At 66.3% G+C, this 9,675-nt stretch carries 5 protein-coding genes; 3 read left to right on the top strand and 2 right to left on the bottom strand.

The window, feature by feature from the left end:
* The first annotated feature begins 135 nt into the window (after positions 1-135).
* The gene (locus tag RTU05_RS07880) at positions 136-1,575 is read left to right on the top strand and encodes an IS1182 family transposase (RefSeq protein WP_312597197.1); all 1,440 of its coding nucleotides are present in this window, start codon (positions 136-138) and stop codon (positions 1,573-1,575) included.
* 265 nt (positions 1,576-1,840) lie between these two features.
* Here RTU05_RS07880 and RTU05_RS07875 read toward each other — a convergent pair whose 3' ends face one another.
* Positions 1,841-3,373, bottom strand: a complete 1,533-nt coding sequence (locus tag RTU05_RS07875) for a S10 family serine carboxypeptidase-like protein (protein ID WP_312597196.1) — start codon at positions 3,371-3,373, stop codon at positions 1,841-1,843.
* A 497-nt stretch (positions 3,374-3,870) separates the two neighbouring features.
* On the opposite strand from RTU05_RS07875, the gene RTU05_RS07870 reads away from it, so the two are divergent.
* Complete coding sequence (locus tag RTU05_RS07870) at positions 3,871-6,852, top strand: TonB-dependent receptor domain-containing protein (RefSeq protein ID WP_312597195.1); 2,982 nt, start codon at positions 3,871-3,873, stop codon at positions 6,850-6,852.
* 73 nt (positions 6,853-6,925) lie between these two features.
* Positions 6,926-8,641, top strand: a complete 1,716-nt coding sequence (locus RTU05_RS07865; protein ID WP_312597193.1) for a hypothetical protein — start codon at positions 6,926-6,928, stop codon at positions 8,639-8,641.
* Here the strand turns inward: RTU05_RS07865 and RTU05_RS07860 are convergent, their stop codons facing one another.
* The gene (locus tag RTU05_RS07860; RefSeq protein WP_312597192.1) at positions 8,642-9,619 is read right to left on the bottom strand and encodes an ornithine cyclodeaminase family protein; all 978 of its coding nucleotides are present in this window, start codon (positions 9,617-9,619) and stop codon (positions 8,642-8,644) included. It abuts the gene before it with no gap.
* Positions 9,620-9,675: the final 56 nt, after the last annotated feature.

Raw genomic sequence — 9,675 nt, 5'->3', positions numbered from 1 at the left:
AGGCCGAACGCAGAGCGGCTTAACCCCGTCCACTTTCTCGGGGGAAGATCAGGTCCGCAATGGGTGGAGGCTGTGTGAAAACGCCTCCAGCTCGAGCGAATTAGGGTAGCCTCCTGAGGTCTTCAGGAGGTGGGTATGAGCCGCTTCGTTCAGGGTGCAGACCGCCGGCAGCCCACGCTGCTTCCCGAATGTCTGGACGACTATGTGGCCGAGGATAATCCGGTCCGGGTGGTCGATGTCTTCGTCGACGAGTTGGATCTGAAGGGGCTGGGCTTCGAGGGCATGACGCCCGCGGCGACGGGTCGACCGGCCTATCACCCGGCCATGCTGCTGAAGCTCTACGTCTACGGCTACCTGAACAAGGTGCAGTCGAGCCGGCGGCTGGAGCGCGAGGCGCAGCGCAATGTCGAGCTGATGTGGCTAACGGGACGGCTGGCGCCGGATCACAAGACCATCGCCGACTTCCGCCGCGAGAATGGCGCGGCGATCCAGGCGGCGTGCGCTCAGTTCGTAGTGCTGTGCCGACAGTTGGGCCTGTTCGGCGCGGCCCTGGTCGCCATCGACGGTTCGAAGTTCAAGGCGGTGAACACCCGCGACCGCAACTTCACCGCCTACAAGGTGAAGCGGCGGATCGAGCAGGTTGCCGAACACATCGCCGGCTATCTGCAGGACCTGGACACGGCGGACCGTCACGAGGGCGAGGCCGCTGAAGCGCGGTCGGGCCGGCTGGTCGAGAAGATCGATCAACTCCGCGCCCAGATGGCGATGCTGAAGGTCATGGAGGCCCAGGTCGAGGCCTCGCCGGACGGCCAGGTCTCCCTGACCGATCCAGACGCCCGCGCCATGGCGACGTCGGGTCGCGGCAGCGGCATCGTCGGCTACAACGTCCAGTCCGCCGTCGAGGGCGAGCATCACCTGATCGTCGCCCACGAGGTGGTGATGACCGGCAGTGATCGCGAGCAGCTGGCGTCAATGGCGGGCAAGGCCAAGGACGCGATGGGCGTTGAAGCGCTCGATGTGCTGGCGGACCGCGGCTACTTCTCCGGCGAGGAGATCCTCGCCTGCGAGAACCTGGGCGTGACGCCCTTCGTGCCCAAGCCGCTGACGTCAGGCGCCAAGGCGGCGGGCCGCTTCGGCAAGCAGGACTTCGTCTACTTGCCGGGTCAGGACGTCTACCGCTGCCCGGCCGGCGCCCTTCTTCCACATCACATGACGACCGTCGAAAGAGGCATGACCCTGCATCGCTACTGGGACCGGGCCAGTTGTACCGGCTGTCGCCTGAAGCCGCAGTGCACGCCCAGCATCGAGCGCCGGATCACCCGTTGGGAGCACGAATCGGTGATCGATGCGCTACAGGCCCGGATGGACTTGGCCCCGCGCGCCATGCGCACCCGACGACGGCTGGTCGAACACCCGTTCGGCACAATCAAAGCGTGGATGGGCCACACCCACTTCCTGATGAAGCGCCTGCCCAACGTGAAGACCGAGATCAGCCTCCACATCCTGGCCTACAATATGAAGCGGGTGATGGCGGTGCTCGGAACGAAGCCGTTGATGGAAGCGATCAGGGCCTGAAACAATGGCGTCTTGCGCCTCCGTACCTAGTGAACACGTCGGCGGCTCCGGGCGTTTCTACACGGCCTCGGTCGGCTTGAGACGTCGGCATTGCGCCTTAAAGCGTACTCACGCGCGGAACGTCGTGTTTACGGCACGTTCGTCATGACCGCTATGGCGCGTTGCGGACGCTGCGGAGTAGGGGAGGCAGGCGCCTTGCGCGTAAGCGGCCTTCGCGGAAGTTGGACTGCGCGTAGATGTCCGCCTTCCTCCTTGCGAGACTCCCTCAGCGCGAAGTGGACACCATATCGGCGACGTCCTGGCTGAACTGCAGGCGCGTGGCCGCGTCGCGGTAGAACATGTGGCCGCCTTCGTAGCAGCGATAGGTCATCGCGGCGCGCAAGGCCGGCGGGAGGATCTGTGCGGTCGCGGCGTCTCGCGCGCAGCTGGCCAGGGAATCGTAGCGCCCCGAGGCGACGAGCACTTTCAGGGTCGGCGACAGGGCGAGGGCGTCTTCGGTTGCGGGAAGGGGCGGGCCGATGCGGGGCGGGCCGCCGCCGCGGCGGATGGCTTCGCTGATGGCGGCCTGGACCACTTCGGGGCTGGCATCCTCAATGGTCGCATAGTTCCAGCGAGCGCCGACGCTGTCGGGGAAACGGTCGTGGGGGGCATAGCCGACCTGAACCTCGTCCAGCCCGACATAGGCGAGGTCTGTGCGGTAGTTCAGTGTGCGGCGCAGGTAGCGGCCGATCGCCGGGTTGAAGGCTTCGCGAGGGCTTTCGGTCAGTCGCATGTCGAAGATGTTCAGCGTCTTTCCCTGGTCCTGCAGCAGGCCGCGCAGATGCTGACGCGGTGTGAAGGTCAGGGTGGCGCGGTCGATCTGATCGGCGGGAACGCCGGTGAAGCGGGACAGATCGGAGATCGCCGCATCGCGCTCGATGTCCGTCAGTTCGGCGCGGCGGGCCAGGGCGGGTTCATAGGTGGTGCGAGCCCAAGTCTCGGCGGCCGCGCGGGCGGCCTCGGCAGTGGTTCCCAATTCGGCGGGCAGTTTGCCGTGGAAGAGGGTGACGGGCGCCAGGTCGACGACGCGCAGAGCCGTGGCGGTCTCGGATGGGAGGCGGATGGTGTTGAGGCCGTCGCCGCCGGAGATCAGGATCAGACCCTTGATTGGCACGCCCTGGCGCAGCAGGCGATAGCCGACGCTCGCGGCGCGGCCGGCGCCCCAGCTTTCGCCGGCGAGGAAGACGGGGCGATCCTGAGCGTCGTGCAGCAGGAGCCAGGATCGGACGAACTCGGCGACCGAGGCCACGTCTCCGACCGTGCCGTAGAATTCGTCGGCCGCCTGCGTGCTCGTGGGGCGACTGAAGCCTGTCCCGATCGGATCGACGAAGACCAGATCGGCCCCCGTCAGCCAGGTTTCGGCATTGTCGACCAGATGGTCGCCTTCCCCGCGACGGGGACCGGCGACTTCGAAATGAAGGGTCGCGGAGTTGGCGCCGGGCCCGCCATTCCAGACGAAGATGAGCGGGCGTGGCGAACGGCTGGGCACACGATAGGCGATGTAGCCCATGTAGCCGAGAGCCTCAGTGGTCTCAACGTCGCGGATGGCGACCCGGCCGACTTCGGCGATGTGATCGAGGCGGCCGTTCGCCAGGCGTATGGTCTGATGCGTCTCGACCGGCGCGGGCGGCACGACATCGCGTTCTGAGCGGGCGGCGCTCATCTCGGCGGCGTTGACGGGGAGAGCGGTCACGGCGGCCAGGGTCAGACCGCAGAGAAGGCCGGCCGTTCGTCTGGTGATCTGTGCGCGATGGCTCATGTGTCGGCTTCCCCTGTTTGCGAAAAGGTTACGCAGTCGCGTCCGCAAGCATTATGCAAACTCGACATCATGTTCCGGTGTCGAGGGCATGAACCTGCTATCTTGCGGCGCCAAGCGCATAGAGGCCATCGCGCAGAACGAGCGAGCTTCCCGCAATATCTATGCGCGATCTGTCGGCTAGTGGGGCGTGTGGCGGCGAGCGCAATCTTGCTCTCCTGGCTGTTCTTCACCTTGAATACGGCCAGATTTGCCGAGGAATGATGGCCTGAGCCTGCATGGCGGTCAGATGGGTCGGGCGCGTGTCCAAATTTGGCCGACGAATATTTCAACCGCTTGAATCAGGTCTCCTGCATGAAAGTTGTGTGACGATCCATTTGCGGACTGAAATAGGAAAGAATGTGCGGGTCGCGCGGGGTTAGCCTTTCGGCAGAGGCAGGATGACGGGGGATGTCGTCCGGCAAACCTGAAATGTAGATCGAGGGGATACGATGACGCGGATGTCGATGAAAAAGCGCCTGCTGGCCACGACCGTGGCGGGCTCCGCCCTGCTCCTGCTCGGTGGAGCGGGCTCGGCTTTGGCCCAGACCGCCTCGGCGGCGCAGGCGCAGGGCGAGACCCAGGCCGTGGACGACATCGTTGTCACCGGGTCGCGTATTCGCCGCGTCCAGACGACGACGGCCGCGCCGGTCTCGGTCATCGACGCAGAGGTGCTGTCGGAGCGCGGCTTCGTTCAGGTCGGTCAGGCGCTGAACCAGATCACCTCCGCGACGCCGTCGACGCCGGTCGCCAGCGGGTCCGGTTCGGCGGCGGGGTCCGGTCAGCAGTTCCCCAATCTATTCGGCTTGGGCGCCGGGCGCACCCTGTCCCTCGTGAACGGTCGGCGTTTCGTGACCTCGTCATCCGGCATGGGCGACCGGGTGGTGGACACCAACCTGATCCCGGTCGGTCTTCTGGAACGGGTCGATGTGGTCCAGGCGGGCGGCGCGGCCGTCTATGGCTCGGACGCCATCGCCGGCGTCATCAACTATGTCCTGAAGGACGATTTCGAGGGGCTGGAGGTGGACGCCCAATACGGCATCTCCTCGCGTGACGACTATCCGCAGACCAGCCTGCGTATGACGTTCGGCGACAACTTCCTGGATGGTCGCGCCAATCTGGCCGGCAATGTCGAATGGTCCAAATCAGACCCGCTTTATGGACAGGATCGGCCGCGTTCGAACCTGTCGCGGCTGACCGTCTCGAACGCGGCCAATACCGGTCCCGGCGACGGCATTCCGGCCGTGCGCGAACTGCTGGACGCCCATTTCTGGCCGTTCAACACCAACGGGCTGATCTTCTCGACCCCGGCGCCGGTCCAGGGCTTCCTTGTGCGCTCGGGCGGCGCGCCGCAGCAGTTCTCGGCCGATGGGTCGAGCCTGATCGCCTATAACACCGGCGTTGTCGCCGGCGTGCCCTTCGCCTCGGGCGGCGACGGCTTCGACTATCGCGATCTGGCGGCGCTCTATTCGGGCGTCGAGCGGTTCAATGCGAACCTGCTCGGCCGCTACGACCTGACGGACCGAATCAAGCTGAAGGGAGAACTGCTCTATTCGAACACCGAAGGGCGCGATCCTTACGGCACCCAGGGTTCGACGCGGACGGTGCTGAACTCCGCCGCGTCCGGCGCCGGCCCCATCGCCTTCTTCAGGACCAACCCCTTCCTGACGCCGACCGCCCTGGCCCAGCTGACCGCTGCCAACGCCGGCTTCGCCGCGGGCGCTCCTCTGTGGCTGTCCAAGAGCTTTTCCGACGCCCTGCCCACGCGGGAGTTCGTGACGGAGACGGACGTCTGGCGTGGCCTGGTCGCGCTGGAAGGCGACTTCGACTGGGCGGATCGCAACTTCTACTGGAGCCTGTCGGCCAGCCGCGGGATCACCAAGGGCGAGCGGTCGGGCTGGGACACCTGGACCTCGCGCCTGACCAATGCGGTCAACGCCACGCGTAACGGAAGCGGTCAGGCCGTGTGCGCCATCAACGCCGACGCATCGACGACCAATGACGACGCGGCCTGCGTGCCCATCAACATCTTCGGCACCGGCACGATCACCGACGAGATGCGCGCCTATGTCGCCGTGCCTGTCGGCGAGCGGTTCGAGAACACCCAGGACGACATCCTGGCGACCATCGGCGGGGAGATGTTCACCCTGCCGGCCGGCGCGGCCAGCTTCAGCCTCGCCTACGAGTATCGGCGCGAGAAGGCCGAGTTCAATCCCTTCGACGCCAATCAGCGCGGGCTGACGGGGTCGGGCACGCCGACGCGGGCCACCAGCGGCGCCTACGACACCAACGAGTTCTCGGCTGAAGTGCTGGCGCCGATCTTTGGCGGCGACTTCACCCTGCCGTTCGTCAACTTGCTGGAAGTGGACGGCGCCTATCGGATCGTCGACAACTCCATCGCGGGCAAGGCTGATGTCTGGGGCGCGGGCCTGCGCTGGGAAGTCGTTTCCGGCGTGATGGTGCGTGCGTCGCGCAGCCGCAACTTCCGGGCGCCGACCCTGGATCAGTTGTTCGCGCCGTCCAGCACCACCCTGGGCGCCATCTCGCAGAACCCGTGCGATGCGGACCGCATCAACAGCGGCGCCAACCCCGCCGTTCGCCTGGCCAACTGCCAGGCGCTGTTCGCCGCCAATCCCGGCTATGGCGCGCTGACGGGCTTCCAGGATCCGGGCGAGAACTTCAACAATGTGCTCATCACCACGGGGGGCAATCCGAATCTGAAGAACGAGATCTCGGACACGACGACCTTCGGCGTGGTGCTTCAGCCCGGCTTCGCACCCGGCCTGACGATCGTGGCGGACCGGATTCAAGTGGAACTGCGCGACGGTCTGTCGGCCTTCACGCCGCAGGACTTCTTGGCGACCTGTTTCGATTCCTCGCCGCAACCTTCTGACGTGTGCGGACAGTTCACCTTCAATGCTCTCGGCCAAGTGGCGACCGCCAACTCGACCACCTTCAATGCCGGCACGGTGCGATACGAAGGCGAGATCTACACGGTCAATTACGCCTTCGATGTCGCGGATCTGGCGCGGAGCGATGCGGACTGGGGCCGTCTAGAGCTAGGGCTGGAGGTCACCCACAACGCCTTGCTGGAAACCTCGGTCACCGGCTTCGACTACAATCGGACCGACGACACGACCCGGACGCCCGACTGGGTCAGCCGGTTCGACGCGCGTTATGCCCTGGGGCCTGTGCGCCTGAGCTATTCGATGAGCTATCTGCCCAAATCTCAGGTCAACCGGTTCGACACCATCGAGACGACACCGACGCCGTTGATAGAAGAGAACGTCCGCCACAATCTGTCGGGCGAATACCGTTTCGGCGACTATGCGGTGCGGGCCGGGGTCATCAACCTGACCGATGAAGAGCCGTCCTATCCCACGCGGAACTATGGCGACATTCTGGGCCGTCAGTATTTCGTCGGTCTGAACGCGCGGTTCTAGACCCTAACATCGTCCCCGAGCGTTTCGACGCTCGGGGACGGGACGGCATGAGATTTCCCGGAGAGCCTCCGACATGAAGATTTCCTACGTCCTGCGTCATCCTCTGTCGGTTCTGGCCGCCGTCATGCTGCTGTTGGGCGCGTCTCCCACCTCGGGGTCGGCGCAGACGATGCAGGTCACGCTTGCGCCCGGCGATGTCGATGTCGCGCGCGGCCTCGCCCGGATGGATGTCGAACTGAAGGTCTCAGCGATGGAGGCGCAGGCGGGGCAGGCCGTTTTGACCCTGCCGGTCGTCATCGCCAATACCGACACCATCGCCACGACCCTGACGGACCTGACGATAACCGACGCCCTGGGGCCGGTGCCGTGGACGGTGCGGGATGACCCGGTCGCCATGGTCTATGCGCGGCACTGGATCGCCGGACGCGCCGTCAGCGGGGATGTGACCGTCCGCTATCGCGCGCCCATCGACAATACGCCGCCGCGTCGGGGGTCAGGGCCGCCCTACAGCCTGCGCACCGAAGGCGGCGGGGTCTCGGGCGTCGGCAACACCTTCATCCTGCTGCCGGAAGATGACCGCGACTATCGCATCGCGCTGCGCTGGGACCTGACGGGGTTGGACGCCGGAGCCAACGCGACCTCCAGCTATGGCGAGGGCGATGTCGATCTGGAAGCGGGCAAGGCGGACAGGCTGTCCTCGACCGTCTTCATGGCGGGGCCGATGCAACGCGAGCCGATGCCGGTGTCCAACACCGGCTTCTCGGCCGCCTGGCTGGGTGAGACGCCGTTCAAGGCCCAGCCGCTGATGGCCTGGACCCATCAGTTGCATGGCTGGATGAGCCGGTTTTTCGCCGAGCCGGGCGAGCCGCCCTATCGGGTCTTCATGCGCTACAATCCGATCAACGCCGGCGGGGGCGTGGCGCTGACGCGGTCGTTCCTCGTCACCTATGGTCAGGCGACCGATCCGGCTGATCTCAAATCGACCCTGTCGCACGAGATGATCCACACCTGGACCCAGTGGGACGGGCGCGGCCAATGGTATGGCGAGGGGATCGCCGTCTATTATCAAGGGCTGCTGCCGTACCGCGCGGGGTTGATCACGGCGGACGACTATCTGGCCGACATCAACGACACCGCGCGTCGATATTATTCCAACCTCCTCAACGACACCCCGGACGACCAGATCGCGCCGCGCTTCTGGGAGGACAGCCGCATCCGTGTACTGCCCTATGATCGCGGCGGCCTGTATTTCGCGGTCGTCAACGGGAAGGTCCGTCGAGCCAGCCAGGGCGCGCGGTCTCTGGACGACCTGATGCTGGAAATGAACCGCCGTCGCCGCGCAGGCGAAACGGTGAACGAGGCGGTCTGGGTCGCGCTTCTGACCGCCGAACTGGGCGAGGACGGGCAAGCGCTGCATGTCGCGATGAAGGCGGGCGAACTGATGCTGCCCGAAGCCGACGACTATGGTCCGTGCTTTACCCGCTATGTGGGTCGGGCGCGACGGTTCGACCTGGGCTTCGACCCGAAATCCCTCGTCGGCGACGTGAAGACCATCCGGGGGCTCGTGCCCGGTTCGGCGGCGGAGCAGGCCGGAATCCGAAACGGGGACGTGGTCACCTATGCGGTGGCGATGGACGGAGTTCAGAGCAATCAGCAAGCGATGCTGGCCCTGCAGGTGACGCGCGGCGAGGACCGCTTCCCGGTGACCTATCTGCCCAGGGGTGACGAGGTCGACGTCTATCAGTGGCGGCGTGCGCCGGATGCCGCCGACGCCGCCTGCAAGACCTGATTAGGCGGCGGCGCGCGCAGCCGAATACAGCAGGCCGGCGGACGCGATGTCCTGCACGGCGTGGCCCAGCGACTTGTACACCGTGATCTCGTCGCTGCGGGTCCGCCCCGGCGCGGCTCCGGACAGGACGGCGCCGATCTCGGCCGCGATATGATCCTCGCCGATGCAGCCCGTCGCACGCGCGCGCAGGAACTCACCGCCATGGACCCGGACGTGTTCGGCGTGATCGACGATGAAGCGGCTGTGTGCGACCAGGTCAGAATCGATCTCGGCGGCGGACGGGCCGCTGGAACCGACGACGTTGATGTGGGCGCCGGGCATGACCCAGCCGCCTTCCAAGATGGGATCGACGGCGGCGGTGACAGTGCAGAGGATGTCGGCCTCCTTGGCCGCAACGCGTGGGCTGGCGACCGCCGAGACGGGGAGGCCGGTCAGGGCGCTCATCTCGGCCGCGAAGCCTTCGGCCCGCTGCAGGTCACGGCCCCAGACGCGGATGGACTCCAGCATGCGAACCTGGGCGATGGCGAGGATGTGCTCGGCCGCCTGACGGCCCAGACCTAGAACGGACAGAGCTTTCGCATCGGGACGGGCGAGCGCCTGGGTGGCGACGGCGCTGGCGGCCGCCGTGCGCAGCGCCGTGATCTCGCCTGCGTCGGCGATGCAGATCGGCACCCCCGTATGGCCGTCGAACAGGACGACGACGCCCTCGTGGGCCTTGCGGCCTGCGCCATCGGCGAAGACGCTGACGAGCTTGGCCCCGAACAGGCCTTCGTCGGAGAAGGCGGCGGGCATCAGGGCGAAGGTCCGGCCCTCGCCCAGGCCGATGAAGCTGCGCAGATTCTGACGCACCCGGCCGTCCGACAGGGCGGTCATGGCGTCGCCGATGACAGGGATCAGCCGGTCGGCGTGAAGTCCTACGCGCACCGCCGCGGCGTCGAAGACGACGAGGGAGGAGGCGGGGGAGGGCGAAGACGACATGCGCGGACGGATCCGGTGAGGCGACGGGGTTCGCGCAGCCTATCGCATCGTCCGTG

The sequence above is a fragment of the Brevundimonas sp. genome (assembly GCF_032017145.1).
Taxonomy (GTDB): domain Bacteria; phylum Pseudomonadota; class Alphaproteobacteria; order Caulobacterales; family Caulobacteraceae; genus Brevundimonas.
This window is presented reverse-complemented; position numbering and strand designations above follow the sequence as displayed.

What these genes read in the sequence shown, in the direction of transcription:
- RTU05_RS07875 (WP_312597196.1), bottom strand. Translation starts at nt 3,373, where the DNA reads ATGAGCCATCGCGCACAGATCACCAGACGAACGGCCGGCCTTCTCTGC.
- RTU05_RS07865 (WP_312597193.1), top strand. Translation starts at nt 6,926, where the DNA reads ATGAAGATTTCCTACGTCCTGCGTCATCCTCTGTCGGTTCTGGCCGCC.
- RTU05_RS07860 (WP_312597192.1), bottom strand. Translation starts at nt 9,619, where the DNA reads ATGTCGTCTTCGCCCTCCCCCGCCTCCTCCCTCGTCGTCTTCGACGCC.
- RTU05_RS07870 (WP_312597195.1), top strand. Translation starts at nt 3,871, where the DNA reads ATGTCGATGAAAAAGCGCCTGCTGGCCACGACCGTGGCGGGCTCCGCC.
- RTU05_RS07880 (WP_312597197.1), top strand. Translation starts at nt 136, where the DNA reads ATGAGCCGCTTCGTTCAGGGTGCAGACCGCCGGCAGCCCACGCTGCTT.